This is a genomic window from Paenibacillus sp. HJGM_3, from assembly GCF_045062745.1.
Taxonomy (GTDB): Bacteria; Bacillota; Bacilli; order Paenibacillales; family NBRC-103111; genus Paenibacillus_AA.
In genome coordinates this window covers 50,047-72,035 of the sequence record NZ_JBJGED010000014.1, presented here as the reverse complement: position 1 = coordinate 72,035, position 21,989 = coordinate 50,047, and the positions used below count along the sequence as shown (strand labels likewise).

The window sequence follows — 21,989 nt, the reverse complement described above, 5'->3', positions numbered from 1 at the left end:
TTTCAACATACTAGTAGTCCTGCGGCATGTTCCGTATCGGTGCAAAGTGAGATTCTGTACGACATGTTCATGTCGAGAGACCGAAGAGTGGGGACGGTTCCTGGAGCAAGACGTATTTCAGGTCAATCATCGACATGTTGTCTTTACGATCGATGAAGGATTACGCGAAGTCTTCTTACGGCATCGCGAGAAGCTGATGAGGGAATTTATCGATGAGGCCGTACAGCTACAAGAGGCCTCGACATAACGCACGGCTGGAAAGAGGAACGAAAGAGGGCAGGCAGAGGGAGTGGAGAAGCGAAGCGTCCGCCTTTGAAATCTTGTGCTACCCTAAGCCCATTCCGATCAAAAGCACAAGATTTCAACAGCGGTCGGAACCCCTCTGCCTGCCCTCCCCCACGCGCCAATTGAACGCCAACGCCAAGGAACGTCCGTCAGGACGGTTTTTCTTAATTCAGGTAATTTCCTTGGGATGCTCACGGTTCGACGACAGGCTGATGGGCGTGCTTGTATTCGTTGGGTGTCACACCGTAATATTTTTTGAACAGGGTGCAGAAATAGGAGTAACTGCGGAATCCGACTTTCGAAGCCAGCTCGTAGTTCCGGTATTGCCCGGTCAATAAATAATGCTTGGCCATCTCCATCCGCTGCTCCAGAATATAATCGACGATAGAGACACCTACTTCCTTCTTGAACAGTTGGCCCAGGTAGGACGGACTCAGCTTCACCTTATGGGCTATGATCTCCACGTTGAGATCGTCGCTCAGATGGTTCTTGATATATTGCACGGCGGCGGATAGCTCGTGTCTCAGCTGAAGCGAATGGGATTGCCGCTTGCGCCGTTCATTGACCTGGCGAGCAACGGCCTCCAGTGCCCGGCTGAAGGACGTTTCCCCTTGAAGGGAGCCGGACGCGAATGGTTGTACGCCCAAGGCGGCCGTATTTTCCGTCAGCAGGCACAGCAAATTTTCGAGCCACTGCAAGGCCGAAGCAGGCTCGGGTTTATAGAACAGAAATTCCTTCTTGATGAGTCCCGTCCAATCCCCGTAAGGTTGTTCGTCCTGGCAGCAGACGATCTCTTCCACGCGATCCTCCAGCTTTTTCAGGACGGCCGATGGAATCGGGCGGAACGGAACGGCTTGGTCGACGAACAGAGGCTCTGAACGATCCGAGTAAAAGTGGCGGTTCCGGTATTTCAAGGTATCCCTGTACACCTGATTAAGCAAGGAGATGGTCGTGAAGGGTCGGCTCCCTGTAACCGTAAGCCGGATTTTCAAGTATTGTCCAAGCGGTTTCGATAATTTACGGAGCAGCAGGGTGATGTTCTCTTTCAGCAAGGGAGCGTTCGCAGTCCGTTGACCCGTCAGCAGAAGGACGAAACGCCCGAATGTGACGGGGAACAGCTCGAAACTTCCGGGAAAATCCATCTGAACGCACTCGCGCACGATCTCCAGCAGGCTGAACTCGATCAGCGACCGGTCCTTGACCGGGTAACGGTGTTCGAGCTTGGGGAGTTCGTCCACGCAGCAATCGAGAAGTATATAGGATGGCCGGCCAAGGTCGATACCAAGCTTTTCTCCCAGAGCGATGATTTCCTCATTTTTGGCGAGCAGGGAGGACTGGATATCCTCGAAAAACTTTTGCCGCAGCGGATACTGGTAATTATGAACCAATACTTTATGGCTTTGTTCGCTGATCTTCAGGCGGCTCGTTTTATCGAATTCATCGCTGGCCCGCTGCAGCGCCGACCTCATCTCTCCGGCATCGATAGGGGCTTTCAAGATGTAGCCGTCTGCGCCTTTACGGATCGCCTCCTGTGCATAAGAAAAGTCTCGATGGGCCGTCAGGATGATGCATCGAATAAGAGGGAACTCCACCTTCAGCCGCTCAAGCAGTTCCAATCCCCCCATCAACGGCATCGTAATATCGAGGAGCAGGATGTCCGGCTTCAGCTTCCTGCAGCGTTCCAAGGCTTGTACGCCGTTCTCCGCTTCGCCGGCAATGACATACCCCCATTCCTGCCATGGAAACTGGGTGCGGATATGCTGTCTGGTCATCGCTTCGTCATCCACGATCAGGATTCGCTTCATGCTCTTCCACCCCCAAATGGATCAAAAGTTTTGTCCCCTCATCGGGTGCGCTTTCGATCGTCAGTCGAAAATGATCGCCGAACATCATCTGCAGCCTGCGGTGGACGTTGACGAATCCGATTCCGTGACCAAAAGGTTTATTCTCCGTCAGGCTGTCGTCCAGGGACGCCGGCAAGCTCAGCAACCGTTCAAGCTCGGCTCTAACCTCCACTGTCATGCCCCTGCCGTTGTCTTCGATCATAATGTCCCAGCCGTCCGGTCCGCTGGTTGTTCCGATAAACAGGACACCGTCTTTCTCAGCGGAAGCGAGCCCATGAAAAATACTGTTTTCCACCAGAGGCTGCAACACGAACTTCGGGAGAAATCTCTCGAGCGTAAGCGGGTCCAGATCCATATGGAATGTAAATTTATCCGGATACCGGATCTTCATGAGATAAATGTAGCTTTCCAGGGCGCTTATTTCCTCGCGCAGCGTCACAGGCTCAGGACTGGATGTCAGGGTATAGTCCAATTGCATGGTGAGTGCCGAGATCAGCTGATCGACCTTGATGTATTCGCCGGTTCGCGCGGCCATGCTGATCGTATTCAATGTATTGAACAGAAAATGAGGTTTGATCTGCGCCTGCAGTGCTTGAAAGTCCGATAGCTGCTTCTGCTTTTCCGTTGCCTTCAGATCGGCGATCAGCTCGCGAATCCGCACTGTCATCCGATTGAAATGAGTAGCCAAAAGTCCTAGCTCATCCTTCCGGTTCATTCGGATCGTCGTATTCAACTGCCCCGAGCTGACGGCATTCATGGATTTGGCGATGACGCGGACAGGCCGGCTGATCATCAGGGATATCGTATACGCCATGCCGAGCGACAGGAAGAGGGATAAGAGGCCGAGCGCCCATGTAAAAGATACCGTATCCTGCAGCGGCCGGAGCAGAACCGCTTTATCCAGAATCCACACCACGTCCCATCCGATGATCGGGTTGGTAGCTCTCGTCAGCACCAGACTTTGTCCCGAGGAGGTCGTTCGTTCGGTTTGTCTCCAGCTTCCCTTGAACCATTCGGGTTCTATCCCGTAGAGGTGGTAAGATTTATCGAATACGTTATATTCCGCATAAGGCAGCCTGCCGAACACAGGTTGGCGCGAGCTGTCCAGCAGGATGAATTCGCCGCTGATTCGGTTCGGCGGCTGCGGCAGCATCGAATCGTAGAGCCTCGCCAGATATAGATCGAGCAGGATCACCTTATCCCCCCCTGCGGAAGGCAGCTTCATTACCGCCGTCACCGTATAGTTGGAAGAAAGCGAGAAATAGGGTCCGATCCAATAAACGGTACCGTACAGCTTTATTTTATCCAGCTCCTTGACAAGAAACGGATCGTCGAGAAGCGCCCACTGCACATAAGAGGTGCTGGCGGTCACGCGTCCCTGCTCCAGCAGATGGATATTGTAAACATTCGGCAAATACGGGAGCAAGCTTTCATTGAACCATCGCACGATTTCCTCGCTGGAGCCCCCCTGGAACCGATTGTCGGCACCGACCGTGATGAGCAGGTTGCGTACATGCTCCAGCGTGACCTTGAGATAATCGTTGGATTTATTCGTGATCTGGGCGGCGTACTCGTATTGGGCATCCAGTAAAGAGTCGGAAGAATACCGGTAATATCGGTAGCCCAACAGAACGATGATTGTTTCCACCATCAAGAAGGAGATGATAAACACTTTGACTGCAATTCGGCGTTTCATAGGTGACCCTCCTACTTTCTAATAGTATAACGACTTCGAGTCGGATGGAGTCGAATTTTGAAACTTCACGAATTATTGAAGGTTTTTTATAAATATTGAATGGAGACGGAAAATCGGAACAAGCGATAATGAATCTGAGATGAACTGCGTGTTTTTATTCCATCCTATATTCCATGCTGGGGGAATGATCATGTTTCAGAGATTCATGAAGGCTTCTTGCGGCTGTCTTGCGTTCCTTCTCTTCGCGGTGCAACTGTTGGGCGGAGTACACACAGCGTCGGCAGTGGAGGTGGAGCCGGCATTGTCGACGATTATCATCGACAACGATAACAACGGAGCTCCCAATGTATCCGGCGGACTGCCTACGACAACAAGCGGTTATTCGAGCTCGGGGATGGCCGGGGGCGGAGCATACAGCAGCCTCGCTTACGCCAAGGGCTCTCAGAATGCCAACAGCAACACGGCCTACGCCCGATACACGCCGTCTCTTAGCGGACAAGGCTTCGAGATCGGAACCTATCGCGTCTCCGTATGGATCGTCAAGAGAACCTCATTCCATGCGAATCTCAAGGTGGACGTATTCCGAAACGGCGTTTCTACGACGGCGGTTTTTCCGAATTTGGACCCCGCCGGGGGATGGGTGGAGGTCGGCACCTTCGATTTTCAAGGTTCAGGCGACGAGTATGTGAAGCTATCGAGGGATCCGAACGGACCGACCGGGTATTTCAATACGGATTCCGTCAAATTTGAGAGACTTGGGTCCCGGCATACTACGCTGAGCGATCTGAAGATTGGAAGCTTCTCGATCTATCAGCCTTCGGTAACGGACTTTACCTATAATGTGAGCCATGAGACGAGCTCCATCACGATCGTACCGCTCACTGCGGATCCGAAAGCGACGGTCACGGTGGCGGGAAACGTTGTCGCCCGCGGGGAATCCAGCGCTCCTCTAGCCCTGGCCGTGGGAGACAATTGGATTCCTATCGAGGTGACGGCTGAAAACATAAACTTCAAGAAACAATACTCGCTTCATGTGAAACGTTCTTCCGGCAGCAGCAGAGATGCGGACCTGAGCAGCCTGCAGCTGAACGGGGCCGACCTGCCGGGATTCGACCGCGGTGTCACCGAATACACGTATACGGTCAATCATGACCGCGCGACTCTGGGCATAAAGCCGATCGCATCGTTTGCCGAAGCGACCGTCCGAGTAAACGGCAGCCCAATCGGACCGAACGATCCGCCGACTACGGTGCCATTGGAGGAGGGAAGCAATTCGATCCGGATCGATGTAATCGCTCAAGACCCGGCGTATACGAAGACCTACACTTTGACTGTCATCCGGCAAAAGGCCGACGCCAAATTAAGGAGTTTACTCATCAACGGCAGGCAGCCGACAAGAGGCTACAACGTTGCATCGGGCGAGAACAATTCGCCGGGCTTCGAACCAGGCGTTACGGATTACGCCTATAATGTGGCGGTTGGGGTGAACAGCATCACCCTTACCACCATACCGAATGACCCGAACGCAGCGGTTTCGATCAACGGGGCGTCTGTGAATAGTACCACCTACACAGCAACATTGCCTGTGGCCTTCGGCGTACAGACATTTCGGATCGAGATTCAAGCGGAAGACCGTGCTTACACCCAAACTTACAACCTTACAGTCGGCCAGGGCGACCATGCGCAAGGCAAGCCTTCCCGAGTATCGGGAGAATATTATTTGACTCCGGGTAAAAATGCGGTGGACGGAGACGGATCCACGGTTTGGAGAACTGTGCTCGCGGATGGCACTCCGTATATTTGGCTCGAGGTGGATTTGCTCCGCAGAACGACTTTTGATCGGGCGATTGTGGCTTTTTACAATTATGCGGATATGCGAAACTTCAAAATTCAATACTCGGACGACGGCAACACTTGGCAGGACGCCTACTTGAAAGAATCTGCGCCTTCCTCGATCGAGATTGTTCGTTTTCCGGAGGTTACGGCCCGGTATGTCCGGTTTTATGCGGATAAAGCTAGGGAATCGGTGTATATCGGCTTATATGCGATGGAGATTTACGGCCCTGATGTACCTTCCGACGTCAAAGGCGATGAGTACGAACGGCTTTCGGGAATTTCGCTGTCAGGCGGAACCGTGGCTTTCGATCCCTATAAAACGGATTATACGGTCGTCACGGACCGTGACATCACCGTTTCGCCGGTTAAGGCGGCAGAAGGGCAAACGCTCACGATCGACGGTGTAACCCGGGACACCCTTGTGGTGGAAAAAGAAAGCTTGTACGGAAAACCGCGGACCGTAACGATCCAGGTTACGTCTAAGGACGGGAGCCGGTCGATGGAATACCGTTTGCATATCGAGCTGGTCCCTTCGGTTCCCGGCTCCGGATACACCCTTGCATTCGCGGATGAATTCGACGGAACCACCCTGAATGAAGATTCCTGGTTCTACAGAACCGGCGGCAATACGTATTCGGACAACAAGAAAGACAACGTCTCCGTTTCGGATGGATATCTGCGGATCGCTTTGAAGAAGGAACCGGCCGGAAGCAGCAAAGGTTATTCGGGCGGAGGCGTCATAACGAAGCAGCTGCTCGGATACGGCTATTACGAAACCCGCTTCAAGCAGCATAACAAGGCCGGCTTCCACAGCTCGTTCTGGGTCGCAGGCATGAACCCGAAGGTCCAGGTGCTCGACGGCGATCGGATTTATTCTCCGTCTACCGACTATCAGGTCAACGAAATCGACGGCTTCGAGATTGAGACCGGGGCCCCGAATGAAATCAAGACGGCCGCCCATCTATGGTGGCCCGGAGACAGCCACACGGTTCCGGTGCCGTATCTCACGTATACGAATGTCGATTCGTCCGACGGTTACCATACTTACGGCTTCGAATGGACCCCGACCAAACTCAAATATTACATCGACGGCAAATTGTTCCGGGAAGAGTTCTACACAGGTCCTCATGGAGCGGGTACGCAAGGACGGGGCCAGCATCTATGGCTGACCTCCCTTGTCTACCAGTTGCCGGTTGACGATTCGGGGCTTCCCGGCGAAGTGACGTACGATTACTTCAGATTCTATACGAATGATTACGGATTGAACGCACCGGACGGTGCCATATTGATCGATAATGGGGACGCCGGCTATTCGGAAACCGGTACTTGGACTTCCACCGGGGACGCCTTCGGTTATGACGATAACGACACCAGATTTACCCGCACGCCGGGAGACCGTGCCGAGTGGAAGGCGAATATCGCTCATACAGGGACTTATGAGGTTAAGATCTGGAATCCTTCTTATACGAACAACTCGACTCAAGCGAAGTATACGGTACTGCATGCGGACGGGACAACGGACGTATCCGTAGATCAGAAGCTGGGAGGCCAGCAGTGGATTTCCCTAGGAACCTTCCGTTTTAACGACGGGGCTGAGGCCAAGGTGATCTTAACGGCCATGGATCCTGCTTTTACTCGGACGGATACGGTGATGTTCGTTCCAATCACGCTGGCGCCGGAAACGCCGGCCGGACCCAGTGCCGGCAAATTGACCGGACGAAGTGTAAGCCTGAATTGGACGGCTTCGAATGGCGCCGATGGCTACAAGCTATACCGGGCTTCCGCTGAGGAAGGGCCGTACAGCCTGATTTATACAGGAGCTGAGCAGCAGTACACCGATACTACCGTCGCTCATTCGGCTGATTATTATTACACAGCATCGGCATACAACGCAGCGGGAGAATCGGCCGTGTCGGCTCCTTCTTTCGTTCGAACGTTAGGGCAGCCGGCCGATCCGGCAACCCCGGCAATTCCCGCTGTCCCGGCTAATCCGGCAGATCCGTCAAACCGGGCGACCCCGGCAGTTCCAGCGGATCCAGTGAAACCGTCGAAGCGACCGGGTTAAAGAGGATGCGACCTTCCGGATCGCGTTGCAAATACTGGTCGTACTTACTCAACAATCTGAAATTTTGAAAGTTTTTAAGAAAAGTTGAAAGGTTGTGGCTGCCATCGAGGGTGTACACTACACTTAAAAGCGGTTGAAGAGGAAGAGGGAAACGAACATGGCCAAACGACGACTGCATCCCATTCCCACAGTAATCATGATTGTCTTCATAACCGGGCTCCTCGCGGGCTGCAAATCGCAGTCCGCTAGTCCGGATCAGTCTGAGAACAGCACGGATGCCGGCGCCAGGGTGAGAATTGAAGCGATGGTTTCAGCCCAGAACAACCTGCCGTCCGACTCGTCTCATGATGTGATCAAGCGGGAATTGGACAAGACGCTGGGCATCGATTTGAAAATCACCACGAATGTCGGCGATGAGGATTATAAAAACCAATGGAACCTGCGGATAGCCGGCAACAGCCCGCCGGATCTGTTCTATGTGGACCGAAGGGACATGATCAAGCTGGCCCAGCAGGGCAGCCTGTTGGATCTTACTCCCTATATGGATAAGCTCCAACCCGCGGTCCAATTCGTCGGTACGGAAGCGATGGCGGCCGCGACGGTCAAAGGCAAGGTGTTCGGCGTCACGAAGGCTTCACCGGCTCCCCAATTTACATTATGGGCACGCCAGGATTGGCTGGAGCGTATCGGAATGAAAGCGCCGGCTACTCTTGGTGAACTAATGCTTGTGATGAAAGCCTTTACCGATAAGGATCCGGACGGAAACGGGAAAAACGACACCTTCGGATTTACGGGCAACCCGAACTTTAACGCCCTCGATCCTATATTCGGAGCCTTCGGTACTACGTATCCCGGTAAATTTTATATCAAAAACGGCAAGCTGACGAATTCCGTCTACGATCCTCAATTCAGAGAAGCGCTGGCCTATATGAACGAGATGGTGAAGGAGGGAGTCGTCGACCCCGACTTCCTGGCCAACACGAAGGGACAGCAGAAGGATAAAGCTTATCAGGGACAGGTAGGCCTCCTTAATATCAATTGGCCGCTGGTGGTCAACACTGACGCCGCCGCACAGATCGCCGCAATCAACCCGAAAGCGAAATGGATCCAGATTGAAGTTCCAGAGGGACCGGGAGGTGCCTTTAACGGCTACGACGATTTTGGCGCTTCGAACATTCTAGTGATGCCGGTAACCCTGCAGAATGAACCGCTTAAGCTGGAAAAAATCATCCGGCTGTTGAATTACCTGTCATCTCCCGAAGGCTCGCGCCTGGTACAGTACGGCTTGAGAAACGTCCATTATACGCTGGACGGCGGAGAAATCCGGCCGACGGACAAGATAGACGACGTCATCTACTCACACGTCTACCAGCTGCTGGGCCGCGATGAAATGACGTATCTGGCAACCAAATTTCCGGCAGCCGAGCCGTTTTTCAGCTTTGCGATCGAGCAGCCGCGGATCAAAGTGTACGATTCCTTCATTCAACTCCCGGAAGGCTTCCGGGCCGTCGACGCCAACCGGTACATTTTGGAGGAAATGTTCAAATTCATTTACGGGAGACGTCCATTGGCCGAGTATGACGATTTTCTCAAGACACTTGATACGAAGTACAACTATGGATTGTACATGGAAGCGGCCAGGAAACAACTGGAGGAGCAGCTCTCGCTGAAGTGAGCTTGCCAGGCAACATGACCAACTAGAAAAGAGGTGCCGATGCATGGTCCGAATAGATTATGACGCACACCGGGACGTGCTTGCGAGAGATTTCGGCGCCATGCCGGACGATCCCGCCGATCAGGCCGCGGCCATCCGGTCGGCCATCTATTCTGCAATTGCGTCCGGGAAATCCAGGGTGCTGCTTGAACAGGGAACGTACTTCCTCCGCAGCTGCGTAACAGACGACACGACGGAAAATCCCGGTTGGAGCCGGCGTCACCTCTGGCTGCAAGATATGGATGGGTTAACAATCGAAGGGGCGACAGACGAGGAAGGGAATCCCGCTACGATGCTGGTCGGCTGCCATGACGGAGAGAATGAAAAGCATTTGCCTTCGATCCTGTGGGCCGACAGGTGCACCGGTCTTACGCTTCGCAATCTGAAGTTCTCCAGGGACCCGGCCTATTCCAGCGCCGGCGTCATTGTGGATAAGGGAGAAGACTATATCGCCGTTGATGTATTCCAGGGTAATCCATGTATCGACGGAATGGCCTGCTACTGTGCGAACCGCTTCGATCTGCAAGCTGCCGCGCTGCTCGGCGAGAGCGTGACCTACGGCAAGGGAGCGGATGCCCTGTGGCGGCGTATTGAAGGAGGAGCGGGTCGGAGGCTTCGTCTGGACAGCGCTCGTGTCGCCAGCCAGGTGAATGTGGGGGAAGGGCTGTCCTGGCATTTCGGTGCCCATACGGAGTTCCAGCTGCAGTTCAAGGAGTGCGTGGATTTGCGGCTCCAGAACCTGCATACGGTAAGCTCCAATGGATTTGCAATGCAGACGGAAATCTGCCGCGGAGTGCAGGCCGACCATATCCGGTTCCAGCCGGAAGGCAACCTGTTATTCACGGCACCCAGGGATGCATGGAAAATCTATAAGTGTTCAGGCGACTTCGAAATCGAACATATGTACGTAAATGGGGTGCGGATGGACGGCCAAAACATGCATGGCACCTTCCTGTTGGTGGACCAGGTCATCGATCGCTATAAGATAAGGCTCTGGGCCAAGTGGACTTACGCTCCGCTTCGTGCGGATACGGCCGTTACGATCTATATCGGGACCGGTCGGGAGCGCCGTACGATCCGGAGTTGGAGTCATGACGGCAGAGGCAATAACGGCCATTATTACCTGATAGAGCTTGACGAACCGGTTGCTGCGCCGATTTCCTCCGAAGCTTATGTGGCGCCGGCTTGCTGGGAAGTGGAATCGTATACGATGCGAAATTCGGTGTTCCGTAATGTCGCGGGGTGCGGTCATGTCATTAGGTACAGCAATGTCACAATCGAAGATGTCATTTACCGGAATCTAATGAACGCCGGCGTATGGATCGGTGCGGAATGGACGGGGTTTTATGAAGGGGGCCATCCCAGCCATATAACGATTCGGCGCTGCACGTTCGACAACTGCGGATACACCCCGCGCTGCGGCGTTACCGGCGGCGTCGGCATTCGAACCAGCGGTTTGGAAGGGATCTATAACCAATATATCCTGATCGAAGACAACATGTTCGTGAATGTCCCGGTTGGCGTGGATGTGCACCACGCGGAGGATGTAAGGCTGGTCGGAAACCGTTTTGCGGATGTCGAACGCCGCTATAGGATAGACCCTGAGACAACGAGAAATATCGCGATCGAGGAAAGAGAGTGAACACCTTGGAGCTGATTGCCAAGAAAGACGAGACAGTCCGGTCGCATACGCGCAAGGGAGACCTGCTCAAGCATTTCAAAATGTACAAATGGCTGTATCTCTTTTTGATACCCGGATTTTTATATCTGTTTGTTTTCAAATATATCCCCATGTTCGGCATCGTCATCGCATTCAAGGATTTTAGCCTGGTGAGGGGGATCTGGGCCAGCAAATGGATCGGTTTTGAGAATTTTACTTATTTGTTCGAATCCAAAGATTTTTACAAGGTGTTAAGAAACTCGCTCATTCTCAGCTTTTACCAGACTCTGTTCGGATTTCCGGCTCCTATCTTACTGGCGGTCATGTTAAACGAAGTGAGGCACCTCCTGTTCAAACGGGTATCGCAGACGCTGCTTTATTTGCCTCACTTCATCTCCTGGGTCGTACTGGCGGGGATGGTCATCAACTTTTTGTCGCCCTCGACAGGTCCCGTCAATTATTTGATCAAGTCCATGGGATTCGAGCCGATCCCGTTTCTGTTGAAACCGGAGTATTTTCGGACGATTCTCATTTCCGCGGAGGTGTGGAAGGGAGTAGGCTGGGGGACGATCATCTATCTGGCCGCCATGACAGGCATCGATCCCTCTTTGTACGAATCGGCCAAGATTGACGGCGCCAGCCGTCTTCAGCAGATCCGCTACATCACGATACCCGGCATCGCTTCGACCGTTGTCGTGCTGCTCATCTTGCAGCTGGGCCACATTCTCGACAACGGCTTCGAGCAGGTGTACCTGCTGTACAACCCCAGAACCTACGATGTAGCCGATGTATTCGAAACCTACACGTACCGGATCGGTCTGATTGACGGCAGATTGTCGTTCGCCGCAGCGGTGGGATTGTTCAAAGCATTCGTGGGCCTCGTGCTGATCCTCATCGCGAATCGGATAGCCCGGCTGTTCGGGAAACAAATATGGTAGGTGACCGTCATGGGTAAAACAAAATTTGAACTCTTCGATGCCGTCAATTATACGCTGATCACAATCATTACCATCGTGATGGTGTATCCGTTCCTGAACGTGGCTTCCGTATCGCTTAGCTCTTACTCGGCCTATGTGAATAATCCGATGATGATCTGGCCCCATGACTTTACGTTCGGAGCTTATAAAGAAATCATGTCGCGATCCCTGCTCTGGAGGAGCTATCTGAATACGATCCTTGTCACCGTCTCCGGTGTCGGGATCGGCATTCTCTTGTACATTTTGACGGCCTACCCCTTGTCCAAAAAAGTGCTTAAAGGGCGTAAAACGTTGATGGTGCTCGTCATCTTCACGATGCTGTTCAACGGCGGTCTGATCCCGAACTTTTACCTGATGCGCTCTCTCGGACTGCTGGATACGCTGGCGGCTCTTACGCTTCCGGCTCTGATATCGGGGTTCAGCCTGATTCTGATGAAAAACTTCTTTGAATCGTTGCCCGAGGAGCTGGAGGAAGCCGCGCGGATCGACGGCGCATCCGACCCGTACATTCTGTTCCGGATCGTCGTTCCGTTGTCCAAACCGATTGTGGCTACCTTGTGCCTATTCGCTGCGGTCGGGTATTGGAACAACTTCTTTAACGGCATCATCTACATTCGAAGCGAAACCAAATGGCCCCTTATGCTGTATCTGCGCGAAGTGATCGAAGCGGCGAGCACGATGGCTCAGCAGGCCAACGCGGCGGAGATGGGCGCCTCGCAGGTTACGAGCGAAACGTTGAAATACGCGACGCTGATGATCGTCATGATTCCGATTTTGTGCGTCTATCCGTTTCTCCAGAAATTCTTTGTCAAAGGCATTATGCTAGGCTCCGTAAAAGGGTAGCAATCAGGGGGATCCTTGCTGCTATATAAAATTTTTGCTCAATCATGGGAGGGGTTTGAAAATGAGTCTGAAACGGAAAGGGATGTTGACGGTTATCGCCGGTATGATGCTGGTGGCGACCGCATGTGGAACTACCGACAAACCGGGCGGTACGAATTCTGCCGCTACGGCAGATCCAGTCAAATCGGCGGAGCCGGCGGCACCGGTGCCGATTAAAATCATGGCGAATCACGAGCAGCCGGACATCTCCGCAACGGATGCGAAGTTCATCGAACAATTGGAGAAGAAAAACAACGTAAAGCTGACGTTCGAAATTCCGCCGTCCACAGGTTATCTCGAGCGGCAACAGCTCATGCTCTCCTCGGGCGAATATCCCGATGTGGTCTTCTTCCAGAACACAACCGACCAAGCCTACCTGAACGCCGTGCGCGACGGGATTCTCGTTCCGGTCAACGATTATTTGAAGAACGCGCCCAATTTGATGAAGTATACGTACCAGTCCTCCTGGGATCAGCTCAAAGCGAATCAGGACGGGAAAATTTACGGCATTCCGCGTACGTCGGTCGTACGCAATGACGGGTATTGGGTGCGGACGGACTGGCTGGAAAACGTAGGCATTCCAATCCCGGCCAACAGCGAGATTACGATCCAGCAATTCGAAGACATTCTGAAGAAATTTACGTTTAACGACCCGGACAAAAACGGGAAAAACGACACGTACGGCTACGCCGGAGCCTACAATGCCCGCAAGGTGCTGGAGCCGATTCTGACCGGCCCGTTCGGGGTCATGGGATGGCAGAAGGCATCCGGAGGCAAATACGAGTATATGAACCCGATGTACGATCAGAACGGCACGGAGTTCAAGAAAGCGCTTGAATTTTCGGCCAATCTGTATAAAGCCGGCGTCCTTGATCCGGACTCGGCTTTGAACGACGGCACGAAGCAGCGCGAACGCTTCTGGAGGGGACTGACCGGCGTTTACCCCGGCTTCGCGGGGCATTACACCTGGCATCTCCCGGAAATTCAGAAACAAGCGCCGAAGGCGGATTTGACCTTCGTGCATGTGAAGAACGAGAAGGGGGAAGTCAAGGGCGGTAACCTGGCGACGAGTCCGACGGGCTTGTGGGGCTTCTGGGGCATTACGAAGAACGCTAAAAACCCGCAGAAAGTTGTAAATTTACTGGATAGCTGGCTGTCCGACGACCTGTGGCCCGTTGTGGTGGACGGTTATGAAGGGCAAGATTATACGGTGGACAACGGCCAGAAGAAGGCCATCGTCGGTCCGCCCAAGAATTTCATCCGCCGCAACTCGATGCGCAGAGCCAATGACATCGGCTTCTTCATCACGACAGGCACGCCCAAAGAGGTTGTGGACAAAATCACGCCTTGGCTGAAAAAGTCGCTGGAAACCGTTGTAGCCGGCAAGGATCTTGGCTTCGTGCCGGATGCTGCGAAGAAGCCGAACTATATGGACTACCAGAAAGAATGGGATCAAACGACGATGAAGATCTTGATGGGAGAAGTGCCTGTCGCCAAATTCGACGAGCTGCTGAACGGCTGGTATAAAGCGGGCGGCGAAGAATACGTCAAGCAAATGAACGATTACATCAAAAAGATGGAAAGCTCGAAATAATACGATAAACCGATGGGGGAAGAACGGAGCCCAAGGGCTCGCTTCCCCTGTTGCCATTCAGATGGAGGATAGAGGATGACGAAGGTCTCGGCACCACTGCAGTCGATTGCCATGGCAAGCCCGGATGGCTATATAAAGTGCGAAATATATGTATCCGTTAGCGGTTCATTGCGATATACCGTAATGGCAAATGAGGTTGTGATTGTAGAAGAATCGGATATGGGCATTACGGTGGACGGTATTCGATTAGGCGAGAATGTACGGTTCGAATCGTATCAGTTTCGAACGATTCGAGAGGAATATCCGACGAGGGGACATCATCCGGCAGGAGTGAATCACTGCTGTGAATTAGAAGCGGAAATCCGGCATGTCCCGTCAGGTACGCTTTGGATGTTATATGCGAGATGCTATGACGACGGATTTGCCTTCCGCTATGAGATTCCGGGGGAGGGAGAGCGGCGGGTCGACGGGGAATCATCGGGCTGGACGATCCCGAGGGGCAGCGGGGTTTGGTATTTCGAGCGCAACAACGATTGGAAGCTGAAAAGCTATGCGGGCGAATGGTTGAAAACCGATGTGGAGAGACTGCATGAAGTTTCCGTTATGGGAGCGGTTCAAGGAACGCCTCTTGTCTTCGAGCTGGCCGGCAAATATGCCGCGATTATGGAAGCAGCCTTATACGATTACAGCGGGATGAGAGTGGAAGCGGTGGGCGGACGAAGGCTGCGAGCCCAATTCACGGAAGGCGACAGGGGGTTCACGGTAGCCGGAACGATTGTTACGCCTTGGCGGGTTATCCTGATCAGCCCCGACCTGAACGGCTTGGTGAATTCGGACCTGATCGCGAATCTGAATCCGCCTCCGTCCCCGGAGTTATTCGCCGACACCGGTTATATTCGTCCCGGACGTTCCGTATGGCGTTGGTGGAGCCTCGGTACCGGCACGCCGGAAGAGGAGAGTCACATGATCGATTGCGCGGAGGAGCTGGGCTTCGAATATACAACCATTGACGAAGGTTGGGAGAGCTGGGATGATCCCTGGGGATCGCTGCAGGAGCTTACGGAGTATGCCACCGCTTGGGAGGTCGGTGTTTTCGTATGGAAGCGTTCGAAGGAAATTAATAATCCCGCCGACGGATATTCGGACATGCGCGACTTTTTTGGGAAAGTGAAGGCTGCGGGATGTGTAGGGTTGAAGGTCGATTTTATCGATTGCGAGGATAAAGCTTCGATCGATTTCGAGATTAACGCTCTACGGATTGCCGCCGAATTAAAGCTGATGATGAATTTTCACGGCATCTCGAAGCCCACCGGCGAATCCCGGACATACCCCAACGAGATTTCCCGCGAAGGCATCCGGGGGTTGGAGTTGAACAAGATGAAGGAGGGACCGATTCCTGCTTTTCACAATGCCGCTCTGCCTTTTACCCGATTCCTAGCCGGGCATGGCGATTATACGCCGGTAGGCTTTACGAATCCGGGCACGACTACATGGGCCCATCAGCTTGCTACGGCGATTTTGTTTACTTCACCGCTTCAGGTCATCGCCGAGAATCCCGATGTGCTGCTGCGCGATCCGCGGGTGCTCCCCGCACTCGATGTCTTGAAGGCGATTCCGAGCGTTTGGGACGAGACCCGGGTGCTGCCTCCAAGCGCCATCGCCGAGCTCGCCGTAATGGCCCGCAGAAGCGGGGAGGTCTGGTTTGTTGCCGCCGTGAACGGTACGAACCAGGTGAGGGAGGCTGAGCTGGATTTGTCGTTTTTGGACGGCTGCCCGTATGAGGCGATCGCCATTACGAGTCCGGAACGGGCTGCTCTGAGACGAAACGAAGCAACTTGGGGCCCCGCCGATCGGAGCTTAAGGATTGTACTGCAGCCTGAAGACGGGTACGTCGCCATGATCCGACCGGTGCGGGAGGACTGAGACATGACGGATTACAAGTGTAGGGTAGAAGGAATAACTCCACATCGGGTATATCAGAGGGATAAGAATGGAAAGGCCGATGTCCCCTTCTCTCTGCAGATTCTTCCTTCGGTGCGGGGGAGAGTCCGGGTTCGGGCCGCTATGGAATCCGATGAGGGCACCTGGGAGGATCTCGGGGTTCTATCCCCAATGAAGCCATTCGAGGGGGTTATTGCCGGTCTTACGGCCGGAGCCTACAGCCTGCAATTCCGAATTGTCGCCGAGGACTCGGAGGTCATTCTGGCGGAAGATCAGGTTGAGCCGATTTTTGTAGGGGATCTGTGGCTGCTGGCGGGACAATCGAACATGGAAGGCTGCGGCACCCTCGTGAACGTTGAAGAGCCGCGGACCGGAATAAGCTGCTTTTATCTGGATGACCGATGGGATGTGGCGGAGGATCCGCTATGTTGGTTTAATGAAGCCGTCGATCCCGTCCACTGGACGGTGCCCGTCGAAAGTGTGCATGTGCTGCTGGGAAGGAACGCCGGACTAGAGTGCGAGGAGCAGGGCTTGGGGTAACATTCGGGAAAGAAATTTTGAAAGAAACGGGCGTCCCTGTCGGTTTAGTCATGTGCGCTCATGGGGGCACCTGCATGCAGCAATGGGATCCGGATGGGCTCTCCCAGGGCGGACAATCGCTTTATGGTTCCATGATCCGAAGGGTACAGGCCGTAGGCGGCAAGGTGAAAGGCCTCTTATGGTATCAGGGGGAAAGTGACGCCAATCCGGATCACGCCCCCTTCTATTCCGAACGAATGGAGCGGTTCGTGTCCGCGCTGCGCAGGGATTTGCACGATCCGAAGCTGCCGTTCGTATACTCCCAATTGGCAAACTTTCATTCGTGGAACAAGGTGCATGAGTGCTGGTGGACACGGATTCGGCAGGAGCAGCTCCTGCTGGAAGAACGGCTGTCGCCGAGTGCCATGGTCGCGACGGCGGATTCGACCTTGTCCGATCCGATTCATCTGGATGCCGTATCGCTGCAAGGGGTCGGAAGGCGGTTTGGGCGGCAGGCATTGAGGCTGGCTTACGGATTCGACGTTCCCGCTGGTCCGCGCCTCCAATCCTGCCGCTGGAATTCGGATCGTACGGAGTTGACGATCAACTGCACAGGAATGACCGGCAAGTGGATGCCGGTCAAGAGGGCCTTCGGCTTCCAGCTCGTAGTTGACGATCAGGACGAGTGGCTTCCCATCGATTCCCGTCTCTCGGAGGACAGGACGGGGATCATTCTCCAGTTCGCCGAGCCCGCGCCGGAGAACGCCTCGCTCAGTTACGGTGCAGGATTCTATCCGGCGGTTAATCTGAAGGATGAAGCGGGCCAGCCTCTTCCTCTTTTTGGACCGATGCCTTTACCTTAAACTCCTTTGATGAGTCGATCGTGGACAACATACTAGAATTTATTAATTTTTGGGGTGGAGACGATTTCCACCCTCTTTTTTATCAGGGTGGCCAGCATCTTAAGATAACGGCCTGTTTGTTCAGTTACTTACGCTCGCGATTCCCGTTGCAGTATAATGGCCAAGTTCATATTCATAAACTTACTTAGTTGCTCCTTACAAGGGGGTTCCATTCTTATGAGCGGAAGAATAAAGCTGGAAAAGTTTGTGGATGGATTGCCTATAATAAAGAAGTTATCTCCCACCAAGCAAACTAATCATCATTCCTATTACGAAGTAACCATGAAAGAGTTTTCCCAGAAGTTACACAGGGACCTCGGTCCAACCCGTTTGTGGGGATATGAAGGAACTTATCCGGGGCCGACTTTTGACGTGATGCAATTTCATACCGTTTATGTTAAATGGATCAATGATCTGCCGACAAAGCATTTCCTTCCCGTGGATACAACGGTTCATGGTGCAGGAATCACTGTACCGGAAGTTAGAACCGTCGTACATCTGCACGGAGGAACGACACCTGCGGATAGTGATGGCTACCCGGAAGCGTGGTATACAAGAAATTTTGAACAAACGGGTCCTATATTTGAACGAGAGATCTATACATATCCAAACATCGATAGAGCCATGGCCTTATGGTATCACGACCATGCAGTAGGCATCACAAGATTAAACATTTATGCGGGACTGGCCGGCTTCTATCTGATCCGAGATCAACATGAGCAAACCCTGAATCTTCCGGCAGGCGAATATGAAATCCCTCTTCTCATTCAAGATCGCTCGTTTAACCCAGACGGTTCGCTTTACTACCCTCCGACACCGGATTCCAACGATACTCGTCTTCCTTATCCCTCTGTTGTCACCCCATTTGACGCAGACCATATGTTGGTAAACGGAAAAGTTTCCCCCTATCTGGAAGTTGAACCAAGAAAATACCGATTTCGTATTTTGAACGCCTCCAATAGTCGAGCCCTTACATTAAAATTGGATTCCGGTCAGCCTTTTTATCAAATTGGAACGGATGGGGGCTTTCTTGAGGCAACGCAAAAAATCAATGACTTTATTCTTTTGGTCGCCGAACGCATAGATGTTATCATTGATTTTTCTCAATACTATGGTCAGACGATCATTCTCAAAAATGTCACCAAAACTGCATCACCAGAAACGACAGATGTCATGCAATTTAGAGTAACAGCTCCACTAAGAAGCAAGGATACCAGCTCCATCCCAGTTTATTTGGAGAAATTTCAACGACTTTCCCCATGGATGGCCAGGAGAATAAGAGATCTCAAAATCGTGAGAGTCAACGATCAATATGGAAGACATATGCCTTTACTGGACGGTAAAATGTGGATTGATCGTATCTCGGAGAAAATGGAACTAGGGACGGTTGAGATATGGCGGTTAATTAATACGTCGAATGACAACCACCCCATCCATCTTCATTTGGTAGACTTCCAGATTCTTAGCCGTCAGCCCTTTGATGTTTCTCATTTTCAAAAAACCGGAAACCTTCTATTTACCGGACCTCCCACTCCTCCTGCACCTTATGAAACGGGATTAAAAGATACGGTTCAGACCCCGCCTAGTTACGTTACGTCCATCATAGCTCGTTTCGGACCCTTTACCGGGCGTTATGTGTGGCATTGTCACATGTTGGAGCATGAAGATTTTGAAATGATGCGCCCCATGGAGGTATATAAAACACAATTTTAGGGAGGGAACCCATGAACCTGCCTTATCCGGTTTATCCTTATTTTGGCTGGGTACAACGATTAGTAACGACACCGCTAACCTTTCCGCCGCAACATCAGGATCGAGTGCCCGGCCTGGAGTGGATGATGTATCCACGCCCTATATTCGATTATGCGGGCTATGTAGGGAGCGGCAAACTTCAGGGGAAAGCGGCAATAATCACAGGTGGAGACAGCGGAATCGGTCGTGCGGCAGCGGTTGCTTTTGCGAAGGAAGGCGCTAACTTAACGATTGTGTATCTGGATGAACATGAAGATGCACTTGAGACTAAGCGGTATGTGGAGGCACTAGGCGTCCGTTGTTTACTCCTGCCCGGTGACTTGCGGATTCCTGCTACTTCTTATCATGCCGTACAGCTTACGGTTGACACGTATGGATGTTTGGATATTTTAGTGAATAATGCCGCCGTCCAGCCTTATACAAGAAGCATCCTCGACGTTTCGGACGAACAATTGGAGAATACGTTTCGCACCAACATTTTTCCATTGTTTTACATGACCAAGGCTGCATTGCCTCATTTAAGACCTGGGAGTTCAATCATCAGCACCGCGTCTAGGGTAGCCTACGAAGGGGATAAAGATGTGATTGACTATTCGGCCACTAAAGGAGCGATTGTCTCCTTCACCCGGAGTATGTCGCTTTCACTCGTTGATCGGTATATTCGGGTAAACGGTGTGGCACCCGGACCGGCGTGGACACCACTCACGGTAAGCACCTATCCGGCAGAACAACAACTGACCTTCGGGACCGACATTCCGATGGGGCGAGCCCTCCAACCCTTCGAATTGGCTCCCGCATATGTGTATCTAGCCTCTAACGATTCAGCTTTTGTGACGGGTCAAATCCTGCATGTTAACGGAGGCAAGATCCGCTACACATAGACCTTCAACCCCTGATCTAAACTCAACTCACACAATGTAGGTACTTGCTCGTCTCAAATTTACAGTTCTTTTGAAGTGATTGGCACTTTCTTGGCGCTAGTAAATGTATTTTCAATCTCTTTGTACTGGTACACGTTCTCCCTTGCCTCTTGCCCTTGACAGACAACCTCCTTCTCTGCTACATTGTTAAACAAACGTTTAATTTAAACATGTGTTTAAATTATTCGATAGAGACAAAGGAGATGAAACCGTACATGCTTCAAGCGTTGCAAGCTTTTCTGAAAAAACCGACCACAATTATCGGGGTGGCGACGGCGTTGATGTTTCAAGTGATTTTCAGCCTCGTCTGGATGACCGGTTATGACGGCATTACCGATAACGCCTCCCACCTGAAGATCAGTGTGGTCAATGAGGATCCGGGGGTAGGCAAGCAAGTTAGCCAGAATTTGCAGCAAAATTTGCCGTTCCAGCTTCAATCCGCCTCTACGCTGGAGGAAGCCAAGCAGCAGCTCGATAACCGGGACGTACAGATGGTGCTGTACATACCAGCCGACTTCTCCAAGCAGCTGCAGACCGCCGGACAGAAAGGCCAGCTGCAATATTGGATAAACGAGTCGAATCCCGCGCTCATCAAGAGTATGATGCAGAGCGTCGCAGCCACGGTCACCGCCTCGGTGAACAAGGAAGCGATCGCCACAGGCGCCGAAGCGGTGCTGACGCAGATGAACGCTCCCGCCGCCCAAGCGAAGGGCATGGCCCAAGGGCTCGCGGAGAAGGTCGTGGCCGACATGCATTACACGAACCCGGTCTCCGGCATGTCGAATCAGATGATTCCGATGATGATGGTGCTGGCCTCCTACGTCGGCTCGATGATAATGGCGATGAACGTTCAGGTGTCTTCGAACATGATCGGGGCAGCGTTCTCCCGCTTCCAGAAATTCGGAGCACGTGCGCTGCTCAATATCGTCTCGGCAGTCGTCATCGCCCTGGTCGGATCGTCGCTCGTCCTCTTGATGGGCGGTCACGCGGCAAAAGGCTTCCTCGTCATGTGGGGCTTCGAGACGCTGTTCCTGATGTGCTTCATGTTCTTCGCGCAGATCTTCCTGCTGCTGTTCGGCAATGCCGGCATGCTGTTCAACATTATGGTGCTGTCGGCCCAACTCGTGTCCTCCGGTGCCATGGTGCCTCGTGAATTGCTGTCGAGCTTCTACCATGGGCTGAGCGGGTATTTGCCGGCCACCTATGCGGTGGAGGGCAATATGAACCTGCTCTTCGGCGGGCCATCCGTGTCGGGGCCGTCTTGGTCGCTAGTCGCCATCATGCTCGTCTCGATCGTCGTGGGGCTGCTCATTACCGCGCTGCGCAAAGAAAAAGCCCCGGCTCACGCTCCGGCGCTTCAAGCTAATGTTGCAACTGTCAAGTAACGAAAGGCATAATGGAC

General features: G+C 52.8%; 14 protein-coding genes and 1 pseudogene. 13 read left to right on the top strand and 2 right to left on the bottom strand.

Features of this window, described 5'->3' with window-relative positions:
* Positions 1–19 precede the first annotated feature (19 nt).
* Positions 20–229 (top strand): annotated as a pseudogene (locus ACI5FR_RS16680) (transposase zinc-binding domain-containing protein); the annotation flags it as partial.
* A 247-nt stretch (positions 230–476) separates the two neighbouring features.
* On the opposite strand, the gene ACI5FR_RS16675 reads toward ACI5FR_RS16680, so the two are convergent.
* Positions 477–2,090: a response regulator gene (locus tag ACI5FR_RS16675; RefSeq protein WP_405456245.1), complete on the bottom strand. Its 1,614-nt coding sequence runs from the start codon at positions 2,088–2,090 to the stop codon at positions 477–479.
* On the bottom strand, positions 2,065–3,825 hold the full coding sequence (locus ACI5FR_RS16670) for a sensor histidine kinase (protein WP_405456242.1): 1,761 nt from the start codon (positions 3,823–3,825) through the stop codon (positions 2,065–2,067). Before ACI5FR_RS16670 ends, ACI5FR_RS16675 begins: the two co-directional genes overlap by 26 nt.
* 190 nt (positions 3,826–4,015) lie before the next feature.
* On the opposite strand from ACI5FR_RS16670, the gene ACI5FR_RS16665 reads away from it, so the two are divergent.
* From ACI5FR_RS16665 to ACI5FR_RS16610, 12 genes are all read left to right on the top strand, one after another.
* Positions 4,016–7,726, top strand: coding sequence for a cadherin-like beta sandwich domain-containing protein (locus ACI5FR_RS16665; protein ID WP_405456241.1), 3,711 nt, complete (start codon positions 4,016–4,018; stop codon positions 7,724–7,726).
* A 157-nt stretch (positions 7,727–7,883) separates the two neighbouring features.
* The gene (locus tag ACI5FR_RS16660) at positions 7,884–9,401 is read left to right on the top strand and encodes an extracellular solute-binding protein (RefSeq protein WP_405456239.1); all 1,518 of its coding nucleotides are present in this window, start codon (positions 7,884–7,886) and stop codon (positions 9,399–9,401) included.
* Between the two features lie 43 nt (positions 9,402–9,444).
* Positions 9,445–11,082, top strand: coding sequence for a right-handed parallel beta-helix repeat-containing protein (locus ACI5FR_RS16655; protein WP_405456238.1), 1,638 nt, complete (start codon positions 9,445–9,447; stop codon positions 11,080–11,082).
* The gene (locus tag ACI5FR_RS16650) at positions 11,079–12,038 is read left to right on the top strand and encodes an ABC transporter permease (RefSeq protein ID WP_405456235.1); all 960 of its coding nucleotides are present in this window, start codon (positions 11,079–11,081) and stop codon (positions 12,036–12,038) included. Before ACI5FR_RS16655 ends, ACI5FR_RS16650 begins: the two co-directional genes overlap by 4 nt.
* 9 nt (positions 12,039–12,047) lie before the next feature.
* Positions 12,048–12,920: a carbohydrate ABC transporter permease gene (locus ACI5FR_RS16645; RefSeq protein WP_405456233.1), complete on the top strand. Its 873-nt coding sequence runs from the start codon at positions 12,048–12,050 to the stop codon at positions 12,918–12,920.
* Positions 12,921–12,981: 61 nt separating this feature from the next.
* The gene (locus ACI5FR_RS16640) at positions 12,982–14,553 is read left to right on the top strand and encodes an extracellular solute-binding protein (RefSeq protein WP_405456230.1); all 1,572 of its coding nucleotides are present in this window, start codon (positions 12,982–12,984) and stop codon (positions 14,551–14,553) included.
* 75 nt (positions 14,554–14,628) lie between these two features.
* Positions 14,629–16,476: a glycoside hydrolase family 97 protein gene (locus ACI5FR_RS16635; RefSeq protein WP_405456228.1), complete on the top strand. Its 1,848-nt coding sequence runs from the start codon at positions 14,629–14,631 to the stop codon at positions 16,474–16,476.
* A 189-nt stretch (positions 16,477–16,665) separates the two neighbouring features.
* Entirely contained in the window at positions 16,666–17,034 is a 369-nt protein-coding gene (locus ACI5FR_RS16630) for a sialate O-acetylesterase (RefSeq protein WP_405456226.1), read from the top strand.
* Positions 17,010–17,876 carry a sialate O-acetylesterase gene (locus ACI5FR_RS16625; RefSeq protein ID WP_405456224.1) on the top strand — a complete coding sequence of 289 codons (867 nt, stop codon included), beginning with the start codon at positions 17,010–17,012 and terminating at the stop codon, positions 17,874–17,876. Before ACI5FR_RS16630 ends, ACI5FR_RS16625 begins: the two co-directional genes overlap by 25 nt.
* 216 nt (positions 17,877–18,092) lie before the next feature.
* On the top strand, positions 18,093–19,628 hold the full coding sequence (locus ACI5FR_RS16620; protein ID WP_405456221.1) for a multicopper oxidase family protein: 1,536 nt from the start codon (positions 18,093–18,095) through the stop codon (positions 19,626–19,628).
* Between the two features lie 11 nt (positions 19,629–19,639).
* A complete protein-coding gene (locus tag ACI5FR_RS16615) occupies positions 19,640–20,548 on the top strand; it encodes an SDR family oxidoreductase (protein WP_405456219.1) in 909 nt (302 codons plus the stop codon).
* A gap of 254 nt (positions 20,549–20,802) precedes the next feature.
* Positions 20,803–21,972, top strand: a complete 1,170-nt coding sequence (locus ACI5FR_RS16610) for a YhgE/Pip domain-containing protein (protein ID WP_405456216.1) — start codon at positions 20,803–20,805, stop codon at positions 21,970–21,972.
* The last annotated feature ends 17 nt before the right edge of the window (positions 21,973–21,989 follow it).

Bases quoted from the DNA above. Each gene is read 5' to 3' on its own strand.
- ACI5FR_RS16655 (WP_405456238.1), top strand. From the start codon at position 9,445: ATGGTCCGAATAGATTATGACGCACACCGGGACGTGCTTGCGAGAGAT.
- ACI5FR_RS16615 (WP_405456219.1), top strand. From the start codon at position 19,640: ATGAACCTGCCTTATCCGGTTTATCCTTATTTTGGCTGGGTACAACGA.
- ACI5FR_RS16660 (WP_405456239.1), top strand. From the start codon at position 7,884: ATGGCCAAACGACGACTGCATCCCATTCCCACAGTAATCATGATTGTC.
- ACI5FR_RS16670 (WP_405456242.1), bottom strand. From the start codon at position 3,825: ATGAAACGCCGAATTGCAGTCAAAGTGTTTATCATCTCCTTCTTGATG.
- ACI5FR_RS16640 (WP_405456230.1), top strand. From the start codon at position 12,982: ATGAGTCTGAAACGGAAAGGGATGTTGACGGTTATCGCCGGTATGATG.
- ACI5FR_RS16645 (WP_405456233.1), top strand. From the start codon at position 12,048: ATGGGTAAAACAAAATTTGAACTCTTCGATGCCGTCAATTATACGCTG.
- ACI5FR_RS16610 (WP_405456216.1), top strand. From the start codon at position 20,803: ATGCTTCAAGCGTTGCAAGCTTTTCTGAAAAAACCGACCACAATTATC.
- ACI5FR_RS16620 (WP_405456221.1), top strand. From the start codon at position 18,093: ATGAGCGGAAGAATAAAGCTGGAAAAGTTTGTGGATGGATTGCCTATA.
- ACI5FR_RS16665 (WP_405456241.1), top strand. From the start codon at position 4,016: ATGTTTCAGAGATTCATGAAGGCTTCTTGCGGCTGTCTTGCGTTCCTT.
- ACI5FR_RS16635 (WP_405456228.1), top strand. From the start codon at position 14,629: ATGACGAAGGTCTCGGCACCACTGCAGTCGATTGCCATGGCAAGCCCG.
- ACI5FR_RS16675 (WP_405456245.1), bottom strand. From the start codon at position 2,090: ATGAAGCGAATCCTGATCGTGGATGACGAAGCGATGACCAGACAGCAT.
- ACI5FR_RS16630 (WP_405456226.1), top strand. From the start codon at position 16,666: ATGAAGCCATTCGAGGGGGTTATTGCCGGTCTTACGGCCGGAGCCTAC.